Annotated in this window: 21 protein-coding genes and 1 riboswitch; of the genes, 9 read left to right on the top strand and 12 right to left on the bottom strand. The window is 65.0% G+C overall.

Annotation, left to right across the window (positions count from 1 at the left end; translation table 11 throughout):
• Positions 1-37 precede the first annotated feature (37 nt).
• Positions 38-151: riboswitch (SAM riboswitch) on the bottom strand.
• Positions 152-390: 239 nt separating this feature from the next.
• The gene (locus tag HB634_RS11410; RefSeq protein ID WP_213948658.1) at positions 391-1407 is read left to right on the top strand and encodes a cysteine synthase A; all 1017 of its coding nucleotides are present in this window, start codon (positions 391-393) and stop codon (positions 1405-1407) included.
• Positions 1408-1623: 216 nt separating this feature from the next.
• The gene (locus tag HB634_RS11405) at positions 1624-3225 is read left to right on the top strand and encodes a peptide chain release factor 3 (RefSeq protein ID WP_063574099.1); all 1602 of its coding nucleotides are present in this window, start codon (positions 1624-1626) and stop codon (positions 3223-3225) included.
• Between the two features lie 104 nt (positions 3226-3329).
• Here HB634_RS11405 and HB634_RS11400 read toward each other — a convergent pair whose 3' ends face one another.
• Complete coding sequence (locus HB634_RS11400) at positions 3330-4991, bottom strand: FAD-dependent oxidoreductase (protein ID WP_213948657.1); 1662 nt, start codon at positions 4989-4991, stop codon at positions 3330-3332.
• A 133-nt stretch (positions 4992-5124) separates the two neighbouring features.
• Here HB634_RS11400 and HB634_RS11395 point away from each other — a divergent pair, with 133 nt between their 5' ends.
• The 5 genes from HB634_RS11395 (at position 5125) to HB634_RS11375 (ending at position 12151) form a co-directional block, all read left to right on the top strand.
• On the top strand, positions 5125-6030 hold the full coding sequence (locus HB634_RS11395) for a CPBP family intramembrane glutamic endopeptidase (protein ID WP_213948656.1): 906 nt from the start codon (positions 5125-5127) through the stop codon (positions 6028-6030).
• Between the two features lie 74 nt (positions 6031-6104).
• Positions 6105-9758, top strand: a complete 3654-nt coding sequence (locus tag HB634_RS11390; protein ID WP_213948655.1) for a response regulator — start codon at positions 6105-6107, stop codon at positions 9756-9758.
• Position 9759: 1 nt separating this feature from the next.
• Positions 9760-10599 carry a CheR family methyltransferase gene (locus HB634_RS11385; RefSeq protein WP_345777488.1) on the top strand — a complete coding sequence of 280 codons (840 nt, stop codon included), beginning with the start codon at positions 9760-9762 and terminating at the stop codon, positions 10597-10599.
• Positions 10596-11165 (top strand): chemotaxis protein CheB, encoded by a 570-nt coding sequence (locus tag HB634_RS11380; protein ID WP_213948654.1) that lies wholly within the window; start codon positions 10596-10598, stop codon positions 11163-11165. Before HB634_RS11385 ends, HB634_RS11380 begins: the two co-directional genes overlap by 4 nt.
• Positions 11162-12151 (top strand): diguanylate cyclase, encoded by a 990-nt coding sequence (locus HB634_RS11375; RefSeq protein ID WP_213948653.1) that lies wholly within the window; start codon positions 11162-11164, stop codon positions 12149-12151. Before HB634_RS11380 ends, HB634_RS11375 begins: the two co-directional genes overlap by 4 nt.
• 1 nt (position 12152) lies before the next feature.
• Here the strand turns inward: HB634_RS11375 and HB634_RS11370 are convergent, their stop codons facing one another.
• Positions 12153-13028: a LysR substrate-binding domain-containing protein gene (locus tag HB634_RS11370; RefSeq protein ID WP_213948652.1), complete on the bottom strand. Its 876-nt coding sequence runs from the start codon at positions 13026-13028 to the stop codon at positions 12153-12155.
• Positions 13029-13118: 90 nt separating this feature from the next.
• On the opposite strand from HB634_RS11370, the gene HB634_RS11365 reads away from it, so the two are divergent.
• Positions 13119-14132, top strand: coding sequence for a YeiH family protein (locus HB634_RS11365; protein WP_345777487.1), 1014 nt, complete (start codon positions 13119-13121; stop codon positions 14130-14132).
• Positions 14133-14932: 800 nt separating this feature from the next.
• Here HB634_RS11365 and HB634_RS11360 read toward each other — a convergent pair.
• Both HB634_RS11360 and HB634_RS11355 read right to left on the bottom strand, forming a co-directional pair.
• Positions 14933-16336, bottom strand: a complete 1404-nt coding sequence (locus HB634_RS11360; RefSeq protein WP_213948651.1) for an aminotransferase class III-fold pyridoxal phosphate-dependent enzyme — start codon at positions 16334-16336, stop codon at positions 14933-14935.
• Complete coding sequence (locus HB634_RS11355; protein WP_213948825.1) at positions 16333-17046, bottom strand: MtnX-like HAD-IB family phosphatase; 714 nt, start codon at positions 17044-17046, stop codon at positions 16333-16335. The genes HB634_RS11360 and HB634_RS11355 overlap by 4 nt, the downstream gene beginning before the upstream one ends.
• Positions 17047-17181: 135 nt before the next feature.
• Here HB634_RS11355 and HB634_RS11350 point away from each other — a divergent pair, with 135 nt between their 5' ends.
• Positions 17182-17946 (top strand): MipA/OmpV family protein, encoded by a 765-nt coding sequence (locus HB634_RS11350; RefSeq protein ID WP_063573391.1) that lies wholly within the window; start codon positions 17182-17184, stop codon positions 17944-17946.
• A gap of 9 nt (positions 17947-17955) precedes the next feature.
• On the opposite strand, the gene HB634_RS11345 is transcribed toward HB634_RS11350, so the two are convergent.
• The 8 genes from HB634_RS11345 to sufB form a co-directional block, all read right to left on the bottom strand.
• Entirely contained in the window at positions 17956-18735 is a 780-nt protein-coding gene (locus HB634_RS11345) for a type II CAAX endopeptidase family protein (RefSeq protein ID WP_063573392.1), read from the bottom strand.
• Positions 18736-18824: 89 nt separating this feature from the next.
• Positions 18825-19139, bottom strand: coding sequence for a non-heme iron oxygenase ferredoxin subunit (locus HB634_RS11340; RefSeq protein WP_063573393.1), 315 nt, complete (start codon positions 19137-19139; stop codon positions 18825-18827).
• On the bottom strand, positions 19136-19669 hold the full coding sequence (locus HB634_RS11335) for a GNAT family N-acetyltransferase (protein ID WP_213948650.1): 534 nt from the start codon (positions 19667-19669) through the stop codon (positions 19136-19138). The genes HB634_RS11340 and HB634_RS11335 overlap by 4 nt, the downstream gene beginning before the upstream one ends.
• Positions 19670-19806: 137 nt before the next feature.
• Positions 19807-21054 (bottom strand): cysteine desulfurase, encoded by a 1248-nt coding sequence (locus HB634_RS11330; protein ID WP_213948649.1) that lies wholly within the window; start codon positions 21052-21054, stop codon positions 19807-19809.
• Positions 21055-21087: 33 nt separating this feature from the next.
• Positions 21088-22431: a Fe-S cluster assembly protein SufD gene (gene sufD / locus HB634_RS11325; protein ID WP_213948648.1), complete on the bottom strand. Its 1344-nt coding sequence runs from the start codon at positions 22429-22431 to the stop codon at positions 21088-21090.
• Positions 22428-23213 (bottom strand): Fe-S cluster assembly ATPase SufC, encoded by a 786-nt coding sequence (sufC, locus tag HB634_RS11320; RefSeq protein WP_213948824.1) that lies wholly within the window; start codon positions 23211-23213, stop codon positions 22428-22430. Before sufC ends, sufD begins: the two co-directional genes overlap by 4 nt.
• Positions 23214-23230: 17 nt before the next feature.
• A complete protein-coding gene (locus tag HB634_RS11315) occupies positions 23231-23638 on the bottom strand; it encodes an ACT domain-containing protein (RefSeq protein WP_063573851.1) in 408 nt (135 codons plus the stop codon).
• 2 nt (positions 23639-23640) lie between these two features.
• The gene (gene sufB, locus HB634_RS11310) at positions 23641-25101 is read right to left on the bottom strand and encodes a Fe-S cluster assembly protein SufB (protein WP_213948823.1); all 1461 of its coding nucleotides are present in this window, start codon (positions 25099-25101) and stop codon (positions 23641-23643) included.

Raw genomic sequence — 25101 nt, 5'->3', positions numbered from 1 at the left:
TCTTTAGCGGATGCGCGAACGCCTGCCCGCCAAGGACATCCCATCTATCGGCTGACGTGAAGACACGCCCCGCAGGAGTTGGCACCGTCGCGGAAATCCGCAGGTTGCCCCGGCTTCAAAGGGCCTGTCCCTCAGCCGGTCTCGATGAGTGAAACCGAAGATACGCCCGGACCAGGACACTGTCAACAGACGTTTAGACGTCCAGATGTCTAGAAGTCCTTGTGTCCGGATATGTGCATATCGGTGAATGCTTGCGGGAAAGCCCTTGTAGGAGCCGATTCATCGGCGAACAGGCATGTCTACGTAGCCAGGTCTGTTCGCCGATGAATCGGCTCCTACAGAGGGAGCGCCAGCGGCCACGAGGGTCCACGAAGGCGTTAGCATGGACCCATGACCACCCATGCCAGCTTCGCCGCCGCCATCGGCAATACGCCCCTCCTTCGGCTCCGCCACGCCTCGGAGGCGACCGGCTGCGAGATCCTCGCCAAAGCCGAGTTCCTGAACCCGGGCGGCTCCGTGAAGGACCGCACGGCGCTCGGCCTGCTGGACGATGCCGAGCGACAGGGCCTGCTGGCACCGGGTGCCACGCTGGTCGAGGGAACGGCCGGAAACACCGGTATCGGACTGGCCCTGCTGGGCGCCAGCCGCGGGTACCGCACCCTCGTCGTCATGCCCGACACGCAGAGCAGGGAGAAGATCGACGCGCTCCACGTCGCCGGCGCCCAGGTGCGCCTGGTGCCCGTGGTTCCGTTCACGGATCCCGGCCACTACGCCCGGACCGCCCGCCGACTGGCCGAGGAGATGAACGCCGCGACCCCTGGCAGCGCCTGGTTCGCCAACCAGTTCGACAACACCGCCAATCGCGACTGGCACGAGGCCCACACCGGACGGGAGATCTGGGAGCAGACCGGCGGCCGGATCGACGGCTTCGTCTGTGCGGCGGGCACCGGGGGCACCATCGCCGGTGTCGGCCGGGCCCTGAAGAGCCGCCGCCCCGATATCCGCATCGCCCTTGCCGACCCCGCCGGCTCGATCTTCGCCCGCTACGTCCAGACGGGCGAGCTGATGGGCGAAGGAACCTCGATCAGCGAAGGCATCGGCAACAGCCGTATCACTGCCAATTTCGAGGGCGCGCCGATCGACCTCGCCTGGTCGATCCCTGACGATGAGTCGGTCCCCCTGCTTCACGACCTGCTCCACCGCGAGGGCTACTGCGTGGGCGGCTCCAGCGGCGTGAACGTGGCCGGCGCCATCCGCCTGGCCCGCGAGCTCGGCCCGGGCCACACCATCGTCACGGTCCTCTGCGACGGCGGCATGCGTTACCAGGCCAAGCTGTTCAACCCGACGTTCCTGCGCAGCAAGGGCATCCCGGTGCCGGGCTGGCTGGATGAGGCCTTTCCGGGCTGACGAACGGCCTTTCCGAGGTGGCCGCAAATCCCTGTAGGAGCCGATTCATCGGCGATTGGGTGCTCGCCTCATCCTGGATCCTCGCCTCATCCCGGCCCGCTGCCGCGGGATCGCCGATGAATCGGCTCCTACATAGAGCCTCGCCGCTGAGGCGGCTCGCGCAGGTCAATTCGCTGATAGAATAAGCGGTTAGCCTATCGATCCCGGCCTGAAGACATGTCCTCACACCTCACCGAAACCCGCCGTCGGCGCAGCTTCGCCATCGTCAGTCACCCTGACGCGGGAAAAACGACGCTCACCGAAAAGCTGCTGCTGTTCGGCGGCGCGATCCAGATGGCCGGCTCCGTGAAGAGCCGCAAGGCCGCGCGCCACGCCACCTCGGACTGGATGGCGCTGGAAAAGGAACGCGGCATCTCGGTGACCTCGTCGGTCATGCAGTTCCCGTACGACGACGCCATCGTGAACCTGCTCGACACCCCGGGCCACGCGGACTTCTCCGAAGATACCTATCGCGTGCTGACCGCGGTCGACTCGGCGCTGATGGTGATCGACTGCGCCAAGGGCGTCGAGGAACGGACCATCAAGCTGATGGAAGTCTGCCGCCTGCGCGACACGCCGATCATGACCTTCATCAACAAGCTCGATCGCGAGGGCCGCTCGCCGATCGAACTGCTCGACGAAGTCGAATCGGTGCTCGGCATCGCCTGTGCACCACTCACCTGGCCGATCGGCATGGGTTCGCGCCTGAAGGGCGTGTATCACGTGCTGCTCGACGAAGTGCATGTGTTCGAGCCGGGCAAGAACGCCACGCGACAGGAGTCGACCATCTTCAAGGGACTCGACCACCCGGGACTCGCCGAACGCATCGGTCAGTCCGCGCTGGACGAACTACGCGAAGAACTCGAACTGGTGATCGGCGCCTCGAATCCGTTCGACATCGAAGCCTATCTTGCTGGCAAGCAGACACCGGTTTTCTTCGGCTCGGCCGTGAACAACTTCGGCGTGCAGCTGCTGCTCGACTTCTTCGTCGAACACGCGCCGTCGCCACGCCCGCGCGACACGCTCACGCGTGAAGTAAAGCCCGACGAAGAGAAGCTCACCGGCTTCGTCTTCAAGATCCAGGCGAACATGGATCCGGCGCACCGCGACCGCGTCGCCTTCATGCGCGTGTGCTCGGGCACGTACACCGCCGGCATGAAAATGCAGCAGACCCGCACCGGCAAGGAAGTTCGCATCGCCAACGCACTCACCTTCATGGCTTCCGACCGCGAAATCGTGGAGCGCGCCTATCCGGGTGATGTCATCGGCCTGCACAACCACGGAAGCATCACCATCGGTGACACGTTCACCGAAGGCGAAGCACTCTCGTTCACCGGCATCCCCAACTTCGCGCCGGAGCTTTTCCGTCGCGCGCGCCTGCGCGATCCGATGAAGATGAAGGCGCTGCAGAAGGGTCTCGCACAGCTCTCCGAAGAAGGGGCCACGCAGTTCTTCCGTCCGCTGATGTCGAACGACCTCATCCTCGGCGCGGTCGGCGTCCTCCAGTTCGACGTCGTCGCGTACCGCCTGAAAGACGAATACAACGTGGACTCCGCGTTCGAACAGGTCGGCGTCTCCACCGCGCGGTGGATTCATTGCGACGACCCCAAGAAGCTCGAGGAATTCCGGGAAAAGAATGCTGGCAACCTGGCCATCGACGGCGCGGGCGAACTGGTCTATCTCGCACCGACGCGCGTGAACCTGCAGCTCGCCCAGGAACGCTGGCCCACGGTGCGCTTCGCCGCCACGCGCGAACACGCCGCCTCGGTCGACGTGTAACAACGAAGCTGTAGGAGCCGATTCATCGGCGATCCCGCGATAGCGGGCAAGGGTAGCGCGAGCACCCAATCGCCGCTGAAGCGGCTCCTACAAAGAGCTGGCGGTTACAAGGGTGCGGGGTTGAGGAAGCGGTGGATCGCTTGCACGACCACCGAACCTTCGCCCACGCCCGAAGCGACACGCTTCACGGAACCGGAGCGGACGTCGCCAACGGCGAAGACGCCGCGCAGCGTCGTCGCATACGGCGAAGGCGTGGCATAGCCGTCCGCATCGCGACCGGTGAGCACGAAGCCCTTCTTGTCGAGATCCAGGCAACCCTGCAACCAGGCGGTGTTCGGTTCGGCTCCGATCATCACGAACAGGGCACCGATCTTCTTGCGCTCCTGCGTGCCATCGACCTCGCACGCCCAGCCGACTTCCCGGAGATACGTGTCGCCGTCGAGGTGGTCGATCTGGCAGTGCGCGTGCAGGGTGATTCGTGGCGACTGCAGGATACGCTGCACGAGATAGTCGGACATGGTCGCCGCCAGCCCGTTGCCTCGCACGAGGATATGAACGTGCGCGACGGTGCGCGCCAGGAACATGGCGGCCTGGCCCGCACTGTTCCCCCCACCGACCACGGCAACCTCCTCGCCCGCGCATAACTGCGCCTCCATGGCGGTCGCCGCATAGTGGATGCCCTGCCCTTCGAAACGCTCGTAGTCGACATGCTCGAGCTTCCGATAACGAGCGCCGGTGGCGATGACGATGGAACGGGCCGAGGCGACGCTGCCGTCGTCGAGGCTGAGCCGGTAGGGGTGCCGACCACAGTCCACGCTTTCCACCGAGCGTGCAATGGCCATGTGCGCGCCGAACTTCATCGCCTGGACCTGCGCTCGGCCGGACAGTGCCTGGCCCGAGATGCCGGTCGGAAAACCAAGGTAGTTTTCGATCTTCGAACTGGTGCCCGCCTGCCCGCCCGGTGCGAGCGCCTCGATGACCAGGGTATCCAGGCCCTCCGAAGCGGCGTAGACAGCCGCGGCCAGCCCAGCCGGACCGGCGCCAACCACGACCACGTCATGCACGTGATCCTTGTCCAGCTCGATGCTGATGCCGAGGTCGTCCGCGAGTGCGCCATTGGTCGGACAGCGCAGCACGCGCCGGTCCGGCATGATCACCACTGGGCATTCACTGGGATCGAGTCCGAATCCGTCGAGCAGGTGCCTGGCGTCCTCGTCGATGTCCGTGTCGAGCAGTCGGTAGGGGTAACCGTTGCGGATGAGGAAGCTGCGCAGGCGCGCGGTGTCCGCGGCGTGGGCCGAGCCGGCCAGGATGACACCGCCCTGGCCACTCTGGATGAGCCCCACGCGACGCAGGATGAAGGCGCGCATGATGATTTCGCCGATATCCGGCTCACCGGAAACCAGCTTGCGGAAGGCGCCGGGATTCATGCGCACCAGGCGAGTCTCAGCCGCCGTCCGGCCATTGACCATGATCTTGCGTTCGCTGAAGAGATCCACCTCGCCCGTGAACTGGTTGGGACCATGCACCACGAAGACGTTCGGCGTGCCGTCCTCGGCCGTGTCGTAGACCTCGATGCTGCCCTCGATGACGAAGAAATAATCGACGCGGCGTTCGCCCCGGCGGAACAGCATGGTGCCGGCGGGCACGACCTCCTCGACGCCGTACTTCACCAGCCGTGCGGACATTTCCTCGTTGAGGTGAGGAAATGTCTGCTCACGCCGGTTCATCGGACTCGACGGATCGTTTTCGGACGGTATGGCCATCGTGCAATTCCAGTGGGTATCGGGCGCGACAGCCCGCGGCTGCCACGTTAGCGGACGTACCGCCGGCCTTCTTGTATCGGAGCACCATCATGCCTGCGTAGACTGCGGCCGCAAGCCCCACGTCGAGACATCCATGTTCGCCGCCGAGACCGTCGTCACACCATCGGGCCGCCTGGCCCACCTGCTCCGATCCCCGCCGGGCAGGCTCATCGTCTTCTTCACGTTGCTGAAGACGTTCCAATGGATCGGGCGCCCTGTGTGGAGTGCACTCGGGTTGCCGCCCGGCTTCGTCGCTTTTCGCGATACCACGCTGCTGATGGAGTTCCTGCGGCTGTGGCCGTTCATGCTGGCGTACGGGTTGCTGGCAAGGGTGGTGGAGCGACGCAGGCTCGACGAACTCGCGCCCGGCAAGGCGGTCCCCCACCTGCTCATGGGACTTCTCGGCGGTGCGCTCTGCTTCTCCCTGGTCGTCGCCGCGCTATGGGCCTTGGGCGCCTTCGTCGTCGTCGGCCTGAACCACGATGTCGACTGGGTCGGGCCCATCCTCGTCATGGGCGCAGGCGCGGGTATCGGCGAAGAGATCGTCAGTCGCGGCGTGCTCTTCCGCATCATCGAGGAAGGCCTAGGCACCTGGGCGGCTCTGCTGATTTCAGCCGCCGTGTTCGGCGGCCTGCACCTGTGGAACCCCAACGCGACCCCGTGGAGTGCCCTGGCCATCGCGCTCGAGGCCGGCCTGCTTTTTGGCCTGCTCTACCACGTGACCCGGTCGCTCTGGGTCTGCATGGGCGCCCATGCCGCCTGGAACGTCGCCCAGGGGCCGTTCTACGGTATCCCTGTCTCGGGTTTCGAACAGCGCGGCCTGCTCGCCTCGCACATGCAGGGGCCCACCTGGCTCACGGGAGGCGCATTCGGCGCCGAAGCGTCCATCGTCGCCCTGTGCATCTGTTCGATCGTAACCTCCGTATGTCTTGCCGTGGCGGTCCGCCGCGGCAGCCTGGTGCCGCCGCCGTGGCGAAGGCCTGGCCCTCAACCCGGCTGAGCAAAGGCCGTTAAAGTGCAGAACGCCACGGAACGATGGCATTGTTACTTCCTGAACCCCCAATCGGTCACCGCATGTCCTCCAACGAAAAGAAGCGCAGCTGGCTCGCCGACCAACCCCTGCAGCGAAAGATCGTCATCGCCATCGGTGCCCTGCTGGCCCTCTTCGTGGCGGCCTGCGTCGCCAACCTCGCCTCCCTCTGGCGGGAGAACGACACCCGGGGCTGGTCCACGCATACCTACGTGGTGCTGATTACCCTGGCCGACGTGAACGACGATGCCCAGTCGCGCCAGGTCGCGGCCCGCGGCTACCTGCTCAACCAGTCCGATGCCGAGTATTCCGACTTCGAGACCGCCGACCGCGATCTCATAAAGAGCATGGCCACGCTGCGCCAGCTGACCGCCGACAATCCACTGCAGCAGTCCCGCATCGACCGACTGCAGGACATGCTCGACCGCTGGAAGGTCGAGGTGACCAAGTACGCCCTCGAGCCCACCCGCGCCATCGGTAACGCCGCCACGCCCGAAGGCGCCCTGGCCCGCGAGTCGATCCGCCATGACTACCTCGGCCATCGCACCGTCCTGATGACCGACGTGCGCAAGCTGATCGATGAAATGTCGGCCACGGAACGCGTGCTGCTCGACAAACGTAACGGCGCGCTGGACGACGTGCTCACCGCGACCAAGTACATCGACATCCTCTCGCTGCTGGCTTGCCTGGCCTTCGGCCTTTTCGTGATCGGGATGACCTTCCGCCTGATCACCCGGCCGATCGTCCGCATGACGGAACTGATGTCGCGCCTTGCCGCGCACGACCACGGCATCGAAGTGCGCCAGCTCACCCGCCGCGACGAAATCGGCGAGATCGCACGCGCCTTGCAGGTGTTCAAGGAGATGGCGATCGAGACGGCCGGACAGACCTGGCTGAAGTCCACGGTGACGGCGATCTCCAACAAGCTGCAGGCCACCACCACGTACCGTGAGTTCGCCGACGTACTGGTGACCGAACTGGTTCCGGTGATGAAGGCCGGACTGGGTGTTTTCTACCTGTTCCGCGAAGACACCGCACGCCTCGAACGCCTTGGAACCTATGGTTTCAAGGAACGCCGCCACGTCACCGCCGACTACGGGCTGGGCGAGGGCCTGGTCGGGCAGGCGGCCGTCGAGCGGCGCACGATCGTGCTGCAGGATGTTCCCGACGACTACACCCGCATCCATTCGGGCACGGGCGAAGGTGCGCCCCGCAGTATCGTGGTGCTGCCGATCAGCTCGCGCGACGGCCTGCTCGGTGTCGTGGAGATCGGCAGCTTCGCGCACCTCACCCCACTCGAAGGTCGCCTGCTCGAAGAGCTCATGCCGATCGTCGCGCTTTCGCTGGAAAACCTCGGTCGCGCCCTCAGCACGCACGCGCTGCTCGAGCAGACCCAGAGCCAGGCCGACGAGCTGCGTGCCTCAGAGGAGGCCTTGCGTAGCCAGCAGGAAGACCTGCGCTCGACCAACGAGGAACTGAAGACCAAGACCACCGAGCTGCAGGAACAGTCGCAGCGACTGGTCGCATCCGAAGAAGAACTGCGTGTACAGACCGAGGAACTGCACGCCTCGAACGAAGAACTGCGCGAGAAGAGCGTCACCCTCAACGATCAGAAAGACGCTCTGGAAGCACTCCAGAAGGACACCCAGGACAAGGCCGAGGAGCTGGCCCGCGCCAGCCAGTACAAGTCCGAGTTCCTCGCCAACATGTCGCATGAGCTGCGCACGCCGCTCAACAGCCTGCTGATTCTCTCGCGTAGCCTGGCCGACAACGACGAGGAGAACCTCTCCGGTGAACAGGTCGAGTCGGCGCGGATCATCCATGACGCCGGTTCCAATCTGCTACGGCTGATCAACGACATCCTCGACCTTTCCAAGGTCGAGGCCGGCAAGATGGAACTGGTGGTCGACGCCTTCCCGCTCGCCGATCTGGCGAGGACCCTGGCCCGCACGTTCAACCACGTGGCCCAGGAAAAGAAGCTGGCGTTCAGCGTGGAGGTGGCGTCGGGACTACCCGCCAGTATTCGCACGGACGGCGCCAAGCTCGAGCAGATCGCCAACAACCTGCTCAGCAACGCGTTCAAGTTCACCGCCGCCGGCACGGTCGGCCTGCATGTCTCGCGTCCGGCGGCGGGAGCCGACCTGCCGTCCGGCCTGGTTCCGGCCACGACGATTGCCATCACGGTGAGCGATACCGGCATCGGTATTCCCGCCGACAAGATGCAGCGTGTGTTCCATGCGTTCGAGCAGGTCGACGCCAGCACCAGTCGCCAGTACGGCGGCACGGGGTTGGGCCTGGCCATCTCCCGTCGCATCGCGATGCTCCTGGGTGGCGACATCGTCCTGGCCAGCGAGCCGGGTCACGGCAGCACGTTTACCGTCTATCTGCCCGAAGACGCCCCCGACACGGGCCGTACGGCGGACGCCGTTCCGCTCCAGCAGGCCGCTGCCGAAGCAACTCTGCCGCTCTCACCCGGCCTGCTCGCCGACACCATCGCCGACGATCGCCTGTCGCTCAGCCCCGGTGACACCGTCATCCTCGTGGTCGAGGACGATCCCGCCTTCGCCCGGATCCTTGCCGACATGGTCCACCGCAAGGGTCACCGCGTCCTGGCCGCCGGCGACGGCGAGTCCGGTCTCGCGCTTGCGAAGCGGTATCGCCCCACGGGCATCCTGCTGGACGTCATGCTCCCCGGCATGGATGGCTGGACGGTCATCGAGCGCCTGAAGAACGATGGCGCCACCCGACACATTCCCGTGCACTTCATTTCGGCAACCGACGATGCCACGCGCGGGCTCGAACTCGGCGCCGTCGGCTTCCTCACCAAGCCGGTCAGCCGCGAATCGATCGCGAGCGCCTTCGACCGCATGCTGCACTTCGCCGAGGGGCGCACCCGCCACCTGCTCGTGATCGACGACGACGCCAGCGCGCGCACGGCCGTACGCACCCTGCTCAAGGACGACTCGGTCGTGATCGAGGAAGCCGGCTCGGCCGAGGAAGCACTCGAGAAGACGACGCATACCGCCTTCGACTGCATCGTGCTCGACCTCGGCCTTCCCGGCATGTCCGGCATCGAGTTCCTCGAACATCTCGCGCGCGGCGGACATACGCCACCGGTCGTCGTTTATTCGGGCCGCGACCTCAGCCGCGAAGAGAGCATGAAGATCCGCCAGTACACAGACAGCATCGTGGTGAAGGGCGCGCGTTCGCCGGACCGCCTGCTCGACGAGGTCAGCCTGTTCCTGCATTCGATCCGCCACGGTGGCGGTGCGCGCGACGAAGCCACGACGGCGGCGGGAGGCGTGGACGAGGCCAGCCTGCGCGGTCGCCGGCTGCTGCTTGTCGATGACGACATGCGGAATCTTTTCGCCTTGTCGAAGGTGCTGCGTGCCAAGGGCATCGACGTGGTCATGGCCCAGGATGGGCAGAAGGCACTCGATACGATCGACACCGACAAGGGCATCGAGCTGGTCCTCATGGACATCATGATGCCGGTGATGGATGGCTACGACACGATGCGCGCCATCCGTGCACGACCCGACGTCGCGCAGGTGCCGATCATCGCGCTCACTGCCAAGGCCATGCGCGGTGACCGTGAAAAATGCCTCGACGCCGGCGCCAACGATTACCTGTCCAAGCCGATCGATGTCGACCGCCTGCTGTCGATGATCCGCGTGTGGCTGCCGACCAGGAGCTGAGGTGGACGTCGAAGACATCGAGATCCAGCTCTTCGTGCGCGCCATGCAACTGCGCCACGGCTACGACTTCAGCGAGTACGCGCCTGCCTCGCTGAAGCGCCGTGTGCAACAGCTTGTACGCACGCACGACGCGTCTTCGATCAGCGAGCTCAACAGTCGTCTGTTGCACGAGGAAGGGTTCGTCGCTCGTGTCATCGAGGGCCTGTCCGTTCCGGTCTCGGAGATGTTCCGCGACCCGCTGGTGTTCCGTACGCTGCGTGACAAGGTGTTTCCCGTACTGGCCTCGTATCCGGAGATCAATATCTGGCAGGCTGGCTGCGCGCACGGGCAGGAGGTCTATTCGCTGGCCATTCTTCTTGAAGAGGCCGGGTTGTACGAGCGCTCGCGAATCTACGCCACGGATTTCAACGACGCGGCGCTGGCCATCGCGGCAGACGGCATCTATGCCACGCGCGAGGCCCGCGACTGGTCGCGCAACTACATTGAAGCGGGCGGAAGCCATTCGTTGAGCGATTACTACAGCGCGCGCTACGACTTCATCAAGCTCGACCAGCGGCTCCGTCGCAACGTCACGTTCTTCAACCACAACCTGGTCACCGACGAAGTGTTCTGCGAAGCGCACCTCATTCTGTGCCGGAACGTGCTCATCTATTTCACAAACACCTTGCAGGACCGCACGCTCGGCCTGTTCCGCGACAGCCTGGTGCGCGGCGGTTTCCTCTGCCTGGGCACCCGCGAGAACATCGACTTCTCACCGGCCGCCGCGGGCTTCGGCGACGTGGACCACGCGCTGCGTATCTACCAGGTCGGCGGTCCCGGTGCGAGGGCGCTGAGCCGATGAAGAAACGACAGGCCATCGTGATCGGCTGCAGCGCCGGGGGCCTCACCGCCTTGCAATCCGTGTTGCCCGGCCTCGACGCGCGGCTGGGCGTGCCCATCATCATCTGCTGTCATACCGGTTCGGCTGACGTGACCATTCTGGTCGATCTGCTTGACCGCCATGCCAGCCTGCCCGTGGTCGAGGCCAGCGAGAGGGCCCCCGCCGACCCCGGCGTGATTCATGTGGCGCCGAGCGGTTACCACCTGATGGTGGAACCGAACTTTCATTTCTCGCTCAGCGTCGATGCCAAGGTCGCCTACGCGCGGCCGTCCATCGACGTCCTTTTCGAAACGGCCGCGGACGCCTGGCACGATGGCCTGATCGCCGTCCTGCTGACCGGCGCCAACTCCGATGGTGCCCAGGGACTGGTCGCCGTACGTCGTGCCGGTGGCTTTGCCCTCGTGCAGGATCCCCTCACTGCGGAAGCGGATGTCATGCCCCTCGCGGGCCTGGAGGCGGCAGGCGCCGATGCGTGCCTGCCCCTCGATGCCATCGCGGCCAAGCTCAACGAACTGTGCCTTCCATGAATACGAATCGTCCCAAGATCCTCGTCGTCGACGACACCCCCGCCAACCTCGTCGCCATGCGACGGCTTCTCGCCCGCGCGGATGCCGATATCTACGAAGCCGCCAGTGGCAATGACGCGCTCGCCCTGTGCCTGGACCACCAGTTCGCGCTCGTCCTGCTGGACGTGAACATGCCGGAGATGGACGGCTTCGAGGTGGCCCAGTTCATCTCCGAGAGCGACCACCTCAGCGAGACGCCCATCATCTTCGTCACCGCGGCCTACGCGGATGACATCAACCGCATCAAGGGCTATACGGCGGGCGCGGTCGATTACATCGCCAAGCCGATCAACGATGTCATCCTGCAATCGAAGGTGAAGATCTTCCTCGAGCTCTATCGTGCCCGCGCACTGCTGCAGCAGGCGCTGGACGAGTTGTCGCTGCGCAACCAGCAGCTCACCACCGAGGTGGCCGAGCGCACGCGCATGGAGCAACTGGTTCGCCACCAGGCAACCCACGATGCATTGACCGGCCTGCCCAACCGCATTCTCTTCCGTGAGCGACTGGAGCATGCCATTGTCGCGGGCGACGCGGACGGTGGTTCCTTCGCGCTGGCGTACATCGACATCGACGGCTTCAAAGGCGTCAACGACGCCCATGGGCACGCGGCTGGCGATGCCCTGCTGAAGGCGATCTCGGGTCGACTCGACGGCCGCACGCGCGAGTCGGATACCGTCGCGCGCCTGGGTGGCGACGAGTTCGCCGTCCTTCTCAATGACGCTGCCGACGCGCAGGCGGCGCTGGCGCGCTGCCAGACGCTTTGCGACGCGATCGCCGAACCGTACACGCTCGAGGTCAGCGGGTCGCGCCTGGGCGTCACTATCGGTGCGAGCATCGGCGTGACCCTGTTCCTCCCCGGCGACGCCTACGACCGCATCGTCGTCGCCGCCGATTCGGCGATGTACGACGCCAAGCGATCCGGCAAGAACCGTTGCGTGCTTGGCTGAGTCAGAGACCGGCCAGGAACGCTTCCAGGACAGCTCCCCTGTAGCGCTGCCGATGCAACAGGATCGACAGCGTCCGCTTCAGGTCGAGGAACGGGGTCGGCAGGACCACCAGCCGCTCCATCGTCACCGCGTCCGCAATCGCCACCTCGGGCAGGCAGGCGATACCGAGGCCGGCGATCACCGCTTGCTTGATCGCCTCGGACTGGTCGAGCTCGAGCACGACCTTCCCTACGGGCAAGGCCGCCAGTGCCTGCTCGCTGAGGGCACGCGTCGCGGACCCGCGCTCTCGTAGTACCCAGCGCTCGCCTGCGAAGTGCTCGCGCTTCAGGCGGGCCTTTCCAGCGAGCGGATGATCGGGACGGCCGCAAACGACGAGCCGGTCCTCCCGCCACGGACGGGATTCGATCGCCGGGTGATTGACCGGCCCCTCGACGCAACCGATGTCGAAATCGTGATCGAGCACCCCCTGCGCGATGCGTGCGGTGTTGGCGACACCCAGCCGCAGTGCGACGCCAGGATGCCCGCTCGCGAACGCGCCGAGCAGGTCGCCGACCAGGTAATTGCCTACCGTATTGCTCGCACCGATCCCGATTTCGCCGGTGAGCTCCGCCACCGAACCCTCGGCACGGCGGCCGAACTCGGCATGGCGTTCGATCAGCTCGCGCGCCAGCGGCAGAAGTTCGCGGCCGCGGTCGTTCAGTCGAAGGCGCCCACGCTCGCGCGCAAACAGCGGTAAACCGATCTGCCGTTCCATCTCGGCAAGCGCCATGCTCGCCGCGGGCTGACTCAGGAACAGGCGCTCGCTGGCGGCCCGCACACTGCCCGTCGTGGCAATGGCGACGAAGACCTCGAGCTGGCGCGGACTGATCGCATGCATAAGTAATGCTTATACACCCGATCAGGCATTTTCAATATTCTTATCCACGGCGGCGCCGGACAATGGCTCATCGCCCAAAGGATCGACCCCGTGTCCGCTGTCGCCCTGCCTCCCCAATCCTCACCCCGGCTGCCCGGCATCCTGCTCGCCTTATCGGTGGCAGCCGTGGCCTTCGGTCTCGGCCGGCTCATGCCCCTCATCGGCGGTGCCGTCTGCGGCATCGTGCTGGGCATCCTGGTGCGCCATTTCGCGCCACCGGAAGAACGCTTCCAGCCGGGCATTCGCTTCGCCTCGAAACAGGTGCTGCAGTGGTCCATCATCGCCCTCGGCTTCGGACTCAGCCTGACCCAGGTGGCCCACACAGGCATGGAGTCGCTCTCGGTGACCCTGGCCACGGTGGCTGCCGCCGGCCTGGCCGCGTGGATCCTGGGCCGCGTGCTCGGCGTGCACGACAAGCTGAAGCTGCTGATCGGCGTGGGTACTGCCATCTGCGGCGGCTCGGCTATCGCCGCGATCGTCCCGATCATCAAGCCTGACGAGCACGACACCGCGTTCGCCATCTCGACGATCTTCCTGTTCAATCTCGTCGCGGTGCTGCTCTTCCCGGCCCTTGGCCACTGGATGGGCCTTTCCGACCTCGGCTTCGGTCTCTGGGCGGGCACGGCGATCAACGACACCTCATCGGTGGTCGCGGCCGGTTACAGCTACAGCCACGCCGCCGGGGACTTCGCGACGATCGTGAAGCTGACGCGCGCCACGCTGATCATTCCTATCAGCCTCGGCATCGCCCTCATCGTCGCCTGGCGCGAGAAGCGCAGCGGGGCGACCGACTTCAGCCTGGCGAAGATCTTTCCCTGGTTCATCCTCTGGTTTCTCGTGGCCTCAGGCATCCGCACCGCCGGCCTCGTTCCTGACGTTGCCCTGCCGGTCATCCACTTCATTGCGGAGTGTCTGATCATCGTTGCGCTGACGGCCATTGGCCTGTCGGCCGACTTGAGGCGGATGGCCTCGACGGGACCGCGGCCGATTCTGCTCGGGCTAGGCGTGTGGGCCGCGGTGGCGGTGACGAGTCTGCTTGTGCAGCATATGATCGGGCGCTGGTAGAACGCCGCTTCGCGCCTTCGCCGAAGGCGTCGCCTCTCTCGCTGCTATCAACTCGCGCCGCTGCGGGCGTGGACGTGACGTCGCAGAGCCTTCGGTGCCCACCCTCGCTGCTCAGACACGTCCTCCGCGTTTCGTACCGGAAAGGCCGCTGCGCGGCCGTGTACTTATTTGGCCTACGGCCGCTCCACTTGTGCGGAACTCGCCTCGAGGGTGGGCACCGAAGACTCTTCCCATCCCTGAGGTTCGTGTGGGTCGAGCCGACGAAGCAACGCAGCCTCAGGTGGCCGGCTCGTCGCCATCGCGGAACGGTCAACCGCGTCGCGCCGGTCGCGGTCGTCCTCGCGAGACAGCGCGGTGGCGACGAAGGCGCTCACCGAGCCGGAAATGACATGGCAGCACGACCGCCGTAACGGTCCGCTTGGGCGGCCACACCCACGCCAACGGCTCTCCGTCCAGCTGACCGTATTGTCGTGAGAGACCTTGGTGTCCACCCTCGAGGCGAGTTCCGCACAAGTGGAGCGGCCGTAGGCCAATCAGGTACATGGGCCGCGTGAGCGGCTTTCCTTTTCGAACGCGGAGGACGTGTCTGAGCCGCGAGGGTGGGCACCAAGGTCTCCCCGCGAGACGCCCAAGTGTAGAGAGCGATGGCGCAGCCGAGCCCGCGAGGCGCGAGGTACGAAAGAATGTCCGGCCTGAAAGCCGAGCACCCGGGCCCCGGTAATCCGCGATGAACCGAAAAAAGCCCGGCCGTGCATCCGGACCGGGCAAAGTCACTTATGCCATCGCTAGGCTGTCGGGGATCAGCCCCGCTTGGCCAGCGTCAACAGCTGGTCGAGCAACGCGATGGCCAGGTCGATTTCGTCGTGAGAGATGTCGAGCGACGGGGCGAACGTAATCACGTTCTTGTACCAGCCGCCCACATCGAGCACGAGACCGATCTTCTTGCCGTTGTGGGTGAGACCGCCGGCAAGACCGATGTCGACCATGCGATCGAGCAGCGCCTTGTTCGGTGTAAAGCCGTCGTCCGTGCAGATCTCGGCGCGCAGCGCGAGGCCGAGGCCGTCCACGTCACCGATTTCCTTGTGGCGCTTCTGCAGGTCGCGCAGGCCGTCGAGGAAGTGCTTGCCCTTCTCGGCGACGCGCGTGCCGTAGTCGAGCTCGTAGCCCATCTTGATCACTTCCAGGCCCAGCGCGGTACCGAGCGGGTTGGAATTGAACGTGGAGTGGGTGGAGCCCGGCGGGAAGATCTCCGGATTGATCAGCTCTTCGCGTGCCCAGATACCCGATAGCGGATTGAGACCGTTGGTCAGCGCCTTGCCGAACACCAGCACGTCGGGGCTCACACCGAAATGCTCGATCGACCACAGCTTGCCGGTGCGCCAGAAACCCATCTGGATTTCGTCGACCACCATGAGGATGCCGTACTTGTCGAGCACCTTCTTCAAGTCGATGAAGAAGTTCTTCGGCGGGATCACGTAGCCGCCGGTGCCCTGGATCGGCTCGACGTAGAACGCGGCGTATTCGGCCTCACCGACCTTGGGATCCCACACGCCGTTGTATTCGGTTTCGAACAGGCGCGCGAACTGGGCGACGCAGGCGTCGGAATACTCTTCCGGCGTCATGCCCTTCGGGCGACGGAACGGATACGGGAACGGAATGAACTGCGCGCGCTCACCGAAGTGGCCGAAGCGACGGCGGTAGCGGTAGCTCGACGTGATGGACGAAGCGCCGAGCGTACGACCGTGGTAGCCGCCTTCGAAGGCGAACATCAGGCTCTTGCCGCCGCGCGCGTTGCGCACGATCTTCAGCGAATCTTCCACCGCCTGCGCGCCACCGACATTGAAGTGGCAACGGCCGTCGAGACCGAACTTCTGCTTGGCGTCGACTGCGATGGTCTTGGCGAGCTCGATCTTGCCCTGGTGCAGGTACTGGCTGGCAACCTGCGGCAGCAGGTCGATCTGCGCCTTCAGGGTGTCGTTGAGGCGCTTGTTGCCGTAGCCGAAGTTCACGGCGGAGTACCACATCTGCAGGTCGAGGAAGGGGATGTTCTCGCTGTCGTAGATGTAGCTGCCTTCGGCGTGACGGAAGATCTTCGGCGGATCGACGTAGTGAACGGTGTCGCCGAAGGAACAATACTTCGCCTCGTCGGCGAGCAGGGTCGCGTCGTCGATGACGACCTGGGGGGTCTTGGAGAGGATGGTCATGCGGAGATTTCCTGGACGTTCGTCGCGGTATTGGGCATTACGGTCTGCGGCAGCAGGGTGCCGTCGATCAGGGCGGGAAGCAGTTCGATGGCTTCGTCGAAGCTGGCAATCGGCACGTAGGGGATGCCGGCGGCACGGCAGTGCTCGATGAGGCGGTTCTTGGCGAAAACGAAGTCCACGCGATCGGCGGCGCAGAAGTCGGACGCGCCGTCGCCGATCAGCAGCGTCTTGCCACCGCGTGCCTTGGCCACTTCGGCGCGGGCGCACTTGCAGGTGCCGCTGCGGCAACCGGCCACGCTGTACGGCGAGGTGAGGTTCCACGCGCGCGCATCGGTCTGGTTGAGGTGATTGGCCACGGTCGGCAGGCTGTCGATGCCATGGTGGGCAAGGATGGCGTGGATCGCGTGATCGAGACCGTCGCTGACGATCTCCATGGGGATGCCGTACTCGATCGTCGCCTTCACGAAACCGGCGAAACCGTGATCGATGTGAAGGCTGGCGAGATGACGGTCCAACTCGGCGCGGCTCATGTCGAGCAGGGCGACCTGACCGGCCATGCAAACCGCCGAACCGATGACGCCGGCGCGCCAGTCGCGCTCCAGGATTTCCCATCCCGGACGGCCGAAACGGTCCAGTAATGAGTCGATGACGTCCTCGACGGCAATCGTGCCGTCAAAGTCGCAGAGGATGTTCCAGTCAGGTGAGCTCAGCACAACGTAAGCAGCCGGTTTTCAGGATGCTGCGCAGGCTACGTGGACTGCCTTTCCGATCCCTTTCCCGTGATGAAAGCGTGACATAAGGCGCCTGTGGCATGCTTCTCATTATCCCCATCCCGGCTCTTGCGCATGCGTCGTTCGAGTTTTGCCGCCCTGTCCCTGTTGATAGCCTGCACGATCGCCCATGCCGCAGACGATGACGCGCCCACCTATGCCTTTGGTGCTGGCGTGCAACGCCTTCCCGCGTGGCAGGGTGCGAAGGATCGCCGCAACCAGGGCATTCCCTATGTCGACATCGAAATCCCCGGCGTGGGCGAGCTTTCCACCTCCGATGGCCTCAAGCTCGATCTTATCCACGGCGAGCACTGGCATGGCGGCATTTACGGCAGTTGGCTCTGGGGACGCACGCGCGACGACCTGGGCCAGCTCGGCGGCAAGGTCCCCTCGCTGTCGCCGCGCTTCCAGGGAGGTGGTTACCTCGAATACGCCTTCACGAAGAAGTTCAGCGTCGGTAGCCACATCGCCCACGACACTGATGGCGCTGGCGCATACGCGGCGATCTACGCCGACTACCAACTGCCGGACGTCTGGTACATCCAGCATTCGCTCGAGTTGCAGGTGCAAGGCATGAACGGACCGGCCATGCGCCGCTTCTTCGGCGTGACGCCGAGCGAGGCCGACGACCTCGGTACGCGTGCATGGCAGCCTGGCGCCGGCGGGCAGTCGGCGGATATCGAGTACGACGCCTTCATTCCCACGTCGCAGCAGACCGGCTTCGCGCTGGCCGTGAGCTACGGCAAGCTATTTGGCGATGCCGCCTCCAGTCCGCTCGTCAGTCGCTTCGGTTCGACCCGTCAGGTGACCGAGACCCTGGCATTCGTTTATCACTTCTGAGCCGTCCCTTCAGGCCAGGTCGGCGTCGAGCCCGTCGCGTTCGAGCTGCGTAGGGATAGCGAACAGCACGCCCATGATGACCAGGTGCGCCGCGGCGGAAAGAAAGGGCGCCCACGTTGTCGACACGACATCATGCGGCAGGATGTCCCCCATCAGTACGTTGGCCAGGTTCCAGCCCCAGTGCAGGCCAACAGCCAGCCACAGCGAGCCGGTGCGCACCACCGATGTCGCATACGCGAGACCGAAGCAGAACAGCGTCGCCCACTCCGAGGGCCCCTGCCTCAGCCGGTAGAGGTGGTCGAGGACATAGAGCACGCTGGAGGCGAGGACGAACATCCACGGCTGCCAGCGGATCCGCGCGGCGCGATACAGAAACCCTCGCGTGAGGATGTCCTCGGCCACGGAAGGCACGAGCGTCACCACCAGGACCCACGGAATGGACGACAGAAACGACACTGCCGCGGCGGGCGTCGACTCGGGCGCCCGCGCTGCATAAACGTTCAAGGCCATGCCCACACAGACGGCGACGTACTTCATCAGCAAGGCAAGCGCGAGTCCGCCCACCAGCAAGAGCGGCGCGGCGCGCCGCCACTCGAGTGCGTAAGCCTCGTAGCCGCGGAAACCGAGCCAGCGACCGAGCGGCCATGCACTCAAGAGCATCAGCAGCAGGAAGGTGGCCTGGACGGACACGCTGCCGAACAGGCGAGCACCGATACCTTCGGCGGCCTGATAGAGAACGAACAGGAGCGCGAACGCGAGCGCGGCGCGCCGACGGTCGTTCGAAAGCATGGATTCCCCGGTACAAGTGTCGCTGCGGGCAAGCTTAGGGCGTGAACGCGTTGCGCGCCATAGCCTGAGGGCGAGATCTGCCGCTCAATTCAGCGGTCGTCGCGGGTCCAGATGGCGCCCTCGCGCTCTTCCACCGGGAAGACCGTGACCGGCTCATAGGCGGGCGGACAGGTGACCTCGCCCGTACGCAGGTCGAAGCGCGCGCCATGACGCACGCATTCCACCTCGAAGCCGTCGACCGGGCCACCGGCCAGCTCGCCGCCGTCGTGCGTGCAGACGTCCTCGATGGCATAAAGCGCGCCGTCGATGTTGTAGACGGCGATAGCGGTGTCGCCGTCCCAGACCACCCTGAACTCGCCCGGCAGGAGCTCGCCGCGCGTTCCCACACGAATCCAGCCGCTCATGCGTCCAGGTCCTTCACCAGGTATTCGAAGCGAAGGTCGTCCCGCTGCGGCAGGCCGAAGCGCTCATCGCCGTACGGAAAAGCCTTGGTCCTGCCCGTACGGACATAACCGCGGCGCTCGTACCAGGCGATCAGTTCCTCACGGATGTCGATCACCGTCATCTCGATTCGCTCGCTGCCCCATTCCCTGCGGGCGATACGTTCGACTTCCTCGATGACCAGGCGGCCGATCCCCGCGCCCTGCAGCGGCGGATGGACGGAGAACATGCCGAAGTAGCAGATCGAGCCCTGGCGCTCGATGTAACAGGATGCACCGACGACGCCGTCTTGCTCGAACAGGACGAAGCGACCGTTCTCGCTGGTCAGCAGCTCTTCGATCTCGGTGACATCGGTGCGCCGGCCATGGAGGAAATCGGCCTCGGTGGTCCACCCGGCCCGGCTGGCGTCGCCGCGATAAGCAGACTCGACCAGGACCGTGATGAGCGGGGCATCGGCAAGGGTGGCGCTACGGAAGGTGTGAGTCGGGGTCATGGGCGGGCGGGGCTATGTCTGTAGGAGCCGATTCATCGGCGAACGGGTGCTTGCGATCATGCTGCAAATGCCGCTCCGCAGGAATCGCCGATGAATCGGCTCCTACAAAATGCCGGCAGACAGGGCTTGCCGTTGTCTTAAAGTAACAGCTTGCGCACCTTGCCGATCGCCTCGATGAAACCGTCTACCTCGGCCTTCGTGTTGTAGAAGGCAAGCGACGCACGCAGCGTGGCGGGCACCCCGAAGAAATGCATCAAGGGATGTGCGCAATGGTGGCCCGAGCGCACGGCCACACCCTGGAGGTCCAGCAGCGTCGCCATGTCGTTGGCGTGGGCACCCTCCAGCAGGAACGAGACGACCGGTTCCTTTTCTTTCGCGCGGCCGAAGATCCGCACGCCCGGAAGGCTCTCAATGGCCGTCGTGGCGTATGCCAGGAGCTCCTGTTCGTACGCATTCAGGCGATCGAACCCGATAGCCTCGATGTAGGCGATAGCAGCCGACATACCGGCGAAACCCGCAATGTTCGGCGTGCCCGCCTCGAAACGATGCGGCGGATCGGCAAACACCGTCCCTTCGAAGCGTACCTCGCGGATCATCTCGCCACCGCCGAAGAACGGCGGCATCGACATCAGGTGCTCGCGCTTTGCCCAGAGCGCGCCGGTACCGGTAGGTGCCAGCATCTTATGCCCGGTGATCGCGTAGAAATCGCAGCCAAGGGCCTGGACGTCGATGCGACGATGCGGGGCGGCCTGCGAGCCGTCGACCAGCAGCGGAATGCCGCGCTTGCGGCACTCTCGTGCGATCTCGCGGATAGGATTGACCGTGCCCAGCACGTTGGACACGTGCCCGACGCAAGCGAGCTTCACCTCGGGCGTCAGCATCTCGAAGAATTTCTCGAGAATCAGCTCGCCGTTCGCATCGATCGGCGCCGCCTTGACAGTTGCGCCGGTGCGCTCGGCCACGAGCTGCCAGGGCACGATGTTCGCGTGATGCTCCATCACCGTGGTGAGGATCGCGTCGCCGGACTTCAGGCGTGGGAGCGCGTAACTATAGGCGACCAAGTTGATCGCCTGCGTGGTGCCCGAAGTGAGGATGACTTCGTCACGCGAGGACGCATTGACGAAACGCGCCAGCGCATCGCGCGCGCCCTCGTACGAGGCAGTCGCTTCTTCGCCCAGCGTATGCACGGCACGCGCGACGTTGGCGTTGTGCTGACGGTAGTGACGGTCCACCGCTTCGATCACCGACACGGGCTTCTGACTGGTGTTGGCGTTGTCGAAGTAGATCAGCGGCTTGCCGTGGACCGTACGCGACAGCAACGGGAAATCGGCGCGGATGCGCTCCACATCGAGCGGCAACACCGCTGGCTCGGGCTTGGCGTTCATGGCTTGGCTCCGGTGTTCGGTGTCGGGTCTGATTTATTGGGCGGACGTAACGAGCGCGTCGGACGGCCCCGTCGGCAGGTGTGCGACCAGCAGGTCGCCCAGGTGCTCGCGCAAGGCCTCGTTCGGAAGCGATTCGAGGGCGGCACGGCAGAACGCCAGCGTGAGCAGGCTGCGTGCCTGCGCCAGCGGGATACCGCGCGACCGCAGATAGAACAGCGAACGTTCGTCGAGCTGGCCGATGGTCGCACCGTGCGCGGCCTTGACCTCGTCGGCGTAGATCTCGAGTTCCGGCTTGGTGTCGATCTCGGCCTGGGCTGAAAGCAACAGGTTCTTGTTGCTCAGCGAGGCGTCGCTACCGTCGGCACCTTCCGCGACGACGATGGCGCCACGGAACACACCTCGCGAACGGCCGTCGGCGATGCCGCGCCAGAGCGCGTCCGATGTCGTGTCGCGAGCGTTGTGACGCACCTCGAGCTGTGTATCGACATGCTGGCGGCCGCTCAGCGCGAAGACGCCACGCGAATCGAAACGCGCGCCATCCCCGACCAGTTCGGTCGTGAGTTCGTGGCGGACCAGGGCCCCACCCAGCTCCAGCGCATGCACGGTCGCGGCAGCCTTCGCCTCGACCCGCACATGGTTGCGACGGATCAGGGTGGTCGAGGCCGAGGCATCCTGCAGGATGACCAGCCCGAGCGTAGCGCCCTCGCGCACGACGATGTCGGCGACGACGGTACCCAGCTGGATGGCATCACCCAACGAGACGAAGTGCTCGACCACATCAACGCGAGAACCCTGCCCCACGTCGACCAGCACGCGAACGTGCCACGCGGTATCGGCCTGCGAGCCACTCGACACGTGCACGACATTCACCGGCCTGGCAACGTCGGTACCGTTCGCTATCTGCAGCACCACACCGTCGGTCGCCAACGCCGCATTCAGGTGCGCGAAGGCATCGGCGGCGCCGCGGCGGTAACGGTTTGCCAGCGCAAAGCGCAGCGGTTCCGGCTGCGCTTCCAGCGCTACGCCCAGCGGCGCCAGCGACACGCCTTCACCACCTTCGAGTGAAGACAGGTCGGCGCGGAACACCCCGTCGACGAAGACGATGCGCGAGCCGTCAACGCCCGGCAAGGCGTACGACGCGGGATCCACGGCGAGGCTGTTCGCCACGCCCGTGTCGGCGAGCGAGAAGGCACGCTGCGACAACGCACGGAGCGGTGTGTATTTCCAGGACTCGTTACGGGTTTCGGGCAGGCCGGTTTCGGCGAGCGACTCCAGGTTTTCGCGACGCGCGGCATCGAGCCAGGCGATGCCGCTGGGCGGCACGGCCGTGGCGGCATCCAGCGCCGCCCGCACGAACGGGGACGGCGCCTGGCTCATGCCGGTGCTCCGGCGAGGTCGGCCTTGCGCAGTTCCGGATGGGTATCCGCCAGCCACGCGTAGCCCTGCTCTTCGAGCTTCAAGGCGAGACTCTTGTCGCCGCTCTCGACGATACGACCGCCGGCAAGCACGTGCACGAAGTCCGGCTCGATATAGTCGAGCAGGCGCTGGTAATGGGTGACGATGAGGAAGGAACGGTCCGGCGAGCGCAAGGCATTCACGCCCTCGGCAACCTGCTTCAACGCGTCGATGTCGAGGCCGGAATCGGTCTCGTCGAGGATCGCCAGCTTCGGCTCGAGGACGGCCATCTGGAAAATCTCGTTGCGCTTCTTCTCACCACCGGAGAAACCTTCGTTCACCGCGCGGTGCAGAAGGTCGTCGGAGATCTGCATCACCTTGAGCTTCTCGCGAACCAGCTTGAGGAACCGCATGGAGTCCAGCTCCTCCTCACCACGGAACTTCCGCTGCGCGTTGAGCGCGGCACGCAGGAAGTACGTGTTGTTCACGCCCGGGATTTCCACCGGGTACTGGAAGGCGAGGAACATGCCTACCGCGGCGCGTTCTTCCGGCTCCAGTGCCAGCAGGTCGCGGCCGTCGAAGTTCACCGAACCTTCGGTGACCTCGTAGCCGTCGCGCCCGGAAAGGACATTGGCCAGCGTGGATTTACCCGCGCCGTTCGGCCCCATGATCGCGTGCACTTCACCGGGTTTCACGGTGAGCGAGAGGCCTTTGAGGATCTCCTTGCCTTCGACACGGGCGTGGAGGTTGTCGATCGTAAGCATGTGCATGGTGCTGTCCGTCATGGCGTGAGGTGCGACAGCGCGTCGAGCGCGTCATCGCGGCGTTCCCAGGGCACGAAGAGATGATCGTGCAGGAACGCGGATACGGGATTGCAGGGAATGCCGCGCCTGGCCAGCGCGGCGGATACGGCGGCCATCATGCCGACCGCGGTGAGACTCGACTGCACACGCAGGGTGATACGCGCCCAGAGCATGCGCTCGTTGCCGAGATTGTCTTCATCCACGTCGACGATGAGCGTGGTGCCCTCCGCCTCGCGGAACATCATCAGGGCGTCGGCCACGCGCTCACGCGCCTTCTCATGGGAGGCATGCAGGAAGCGCTTCGGCACGGGATCCAGTTCGGGGTCCAGCGCGGCCAGGAGCGCGCGCAGATCCGTCAGGCCCGGTGCGGAGCCGGCGATGCCCATGCTCAGCCCACCGCGCCTTCGAGTGAGACTTCGAGCAGCTTCTTGGCTTCCACAGCGAACTCCATCGGCAGCTCGCGGAATACCTGCTTGCAGAAACCGTCGACGATCATGGAGACCGCGTCTTCTTCGCCGATACCGCGCGAGAGGCAGTAGAACAGCTGATCGTCGGAGATCTTCGAGGTGGTGGCCTCGTGCTCGACGATGGCGCTGGGATTCTTCACTTCCATGTACGGGAAGGTGTGCGCACCGCATTTCTTGCCGATAAGCAGGGAGTCGCACTGCGTGTAGTTGCGCGCGCCATCGGCACCCTTCTCGATCTTCACCAGGCCGCGATAGCTGTTCGAGCTGCGACCGGCGCTGATGCCCTTGGCGACGATCTTCGACTTGGTGCCTTTGCCGATGTGAATCATCTTGGTGCCGGTGTCGGCCTGCTGGCGGTGATGCGTCAGTGCCACCGAGTAGAACTCACCCACCGAACGATCGCCGCGCAGGACGCAGCTGGGGTACTTCCAGGTGATCGCCGAACCGGTCTCGACCTGGGTCCACGAGATCTTCGAGTCCGCGCCGCGGCAATCGCCGCGCTTGGTCACGAAGTTATAGATGCCACCGACGCCGTTCTCATCGCCCGGGTACCAGTTCTGCACCGTCGAGTATTTGATTTGCGCGCGTTCCAGCGCGATGAGCTCGACGACGGCTGCGTGCAACTGGTTCTCGTCGCGCATGGGCGCCGTGCAGCCTTCGAGATACGACACATAGGCGTCGTCCTCGACGACGATCAGCGTGCGCTCGAACTGCCCGGTGTTGATCGCGTTGATACGGAAGTAAGTCGACAATTCCATGGGGCAACGCACGCCCTTCGGAATGAAGACGAAGCTGCCGTCGGAGAACACCGCCGAGTTGAGCGCCGCGAAATAGTTGTCGCCGGTGGGGACGACACTGCCGAGATACTGGCGCACGAGATCGCCATGTTCGCGGATCGCTTCGGACATCGAGCAGAAGATCACGCCGGCTTCGGCGAGTTCCTTCCGGAACGTCGTGCCGACCGAGACGGAATCGAATACCGCATCGACGGCCACGCCGGCCAGCCGCGCACGCTCGTGCAGCGGCACGCCGAGCTTTTCGTAGGTTTCGAGCAGCTTCGGGTCGACCTCAGCCAGCGACTTGGGGCCGGCCTTCGGCGCCGAGTAATAGCTGACGGACTGGTAGTCGATCGGCGCGATATCCAGCTTGGCCCAATCCGGTTCCGGCATGGTCAGCCAGTGCCGGTAAGCAGCCAGGCGCCATTCGAGCATCCACTCCGGCTCACCCTTGATCGCGGAGAGCTGGCGGACGATGTCCTCGCTCAGGCCGGGCGGAAGGCTGTCGGATTCGATATCGGTGACGAAACCGGCTTCGTAACGGCGGTTGAGCGCCTCTACGACTTCGGCGTTGTCGCGCACCGGGGCTGCCACGTCGCGTGTCAT

The organism is Luteibacter sp. dw_328, assembly GCF_018449605.1.
Taxonomy (GTDB): Bacteria; Pseudomonadota; Gammaproteobacteria; order Xanthomonadales; family Rhodanobacteraceae; genus Luteibacter.
Note: the sequence above shows the minus strand (reverse complement) of the source record. Positions and strands in the feature narration are given on the sequence as shown.

What these genes read in the sequence shown, in the direction of transcription:
- HB634_RS11400 (WP_213948657.1), bottom strand. Translation starts at nt 4,991, where the DNA reads ATGGCCATACCGTCCGAAAACGATCCGTCGAGTCCGATGAACCGGCGT.
- HB634_RS11375 (WP_213948653.1), top strand. Translation starts at nt 11,162, where the DNA reads ATGAATACGAATCGTCCCAAGATCCTCGTCGTCGACGACACCCCCGCC.
- sufC (WP_213948824.1), bottom strand. Translation starts at nt 23,213, where the DNA reads ATGCTTACGATCGACAACCTCCACGCCCGTGTCGAAGGCAAGGAGATC.
- HB634_RS11330 (WP_213948649.1), bottom strand. Translation starts at nt 21,054, where the DNA reads ATGAACGCCAAGCCCGAGCCAGCGGTGTTGCCGCTCGATGTGGAGCGC.
- HB634_RS11380 (WP_213948654.1), top strand. Translation starts at nt 10,596, where the DNA reads ATGAAGAAACGACAGGCCATCGTGATCGGCTGCAGCGCCGGGGGCCTC.
- sufD (WP_213948648.1), bottom strand. Translation starts at nt 22,431, where the DNA reads ATGAGCCAGGCGCCGTCCCCGTTCGTGCGGGCGGCGCTGGATGCCGCC.
- HB634_RS11360 (WP_213948651.1), bottom strand. Translation starts at nt 16,336, where the DNA reads ATGACCATCCTCTCCAAGACCCCCCAGGTCGTCATCGACGACGCGACC.
- sufB (WP_213948823.1), bottom strand. Translation starts at nt 25,101, where the DNA reads ATGACACGCGACGTGGCAGCCCCGGTGCGCGACAACGCCGAAGTCGTA.
- HB634_RS11335 (WP_213948650.1), bottom strand. Translation starts at nt 19,669, where the DNA reads ATGACCCCGACTCACACCTTCCGTAGCGCCACCCTTGCCGATGCCCCG.
- HB634_RS11405 (WP_063574099.1), top strand. Translation starts at nt 1,624, where the DNA reads ATGTCCTCACACCTCACCGAAACCCGCCGTCGGCGCAGCTTCGCCATC.
- HB634_RS11395 (WP_213948656.1), top strand. Translation starts at nt 5,125, where the DNA reads ATGTTCGCCGCCGAGACCGTCGTCACACCATCGGGCCGCCTGGCCCAC.
- HB634_RS11315 (WP_063573851.1), bottom strand. Translation starts at nt 23,638, where the DNA reads ATGGGCATCGCCGGCTCCGCACCGGGCCTGACGGATCTGCGCGCGCTC.
- HB634_RS11345 (WP_063573392.1), bottom strand. Translation starts at nt 18,735, where the DNA reads ATGCTTTCGAACGACCGTCGGCGCGCCGCGCTCGCGTTCGCGCTCCTG.
- HB634_RS11370 (WP_213948652.1), bottom strand. Translation starts at nt 13,028, where the DNA reads ATGCATGCGATCAGTCCGCGCCAGCTCGAGGTCTTCGTCGCCATTGCC.
- HB634_RS11340 (WP_063573393.1), bottom strand. Translation starts at nt 19,139, where the DNA reads ATGAGCGGCTGGATTCGTGTGGGAACGCGCGGCGAGCTCCTGCCGGGC.
- HB634_RS11410 (WP_213948658.1), top strand. Translation starts at nt 391, where the DNA reads ATGACCACCCATGCCAGCTTCGCCGCCGCCATCGGCAATACGCCCCTC.
- HB634_RS11350 (WP_063573391.1), top strand. Translation starts at nt 17,182, where the DNA reads ATGCGTCGTTCGAGTTTTGCCGCCCTGTCCCTGTTGATAGCCTGCACG.
- HB634_RS11390 (WP_213948655.1), top strand. Translation starts at nt 6,105, where the DNA reads ATGTCCTCCAACGAAAAGAAGCGCAGCTGGCTCGCCGACCAACCCCTG.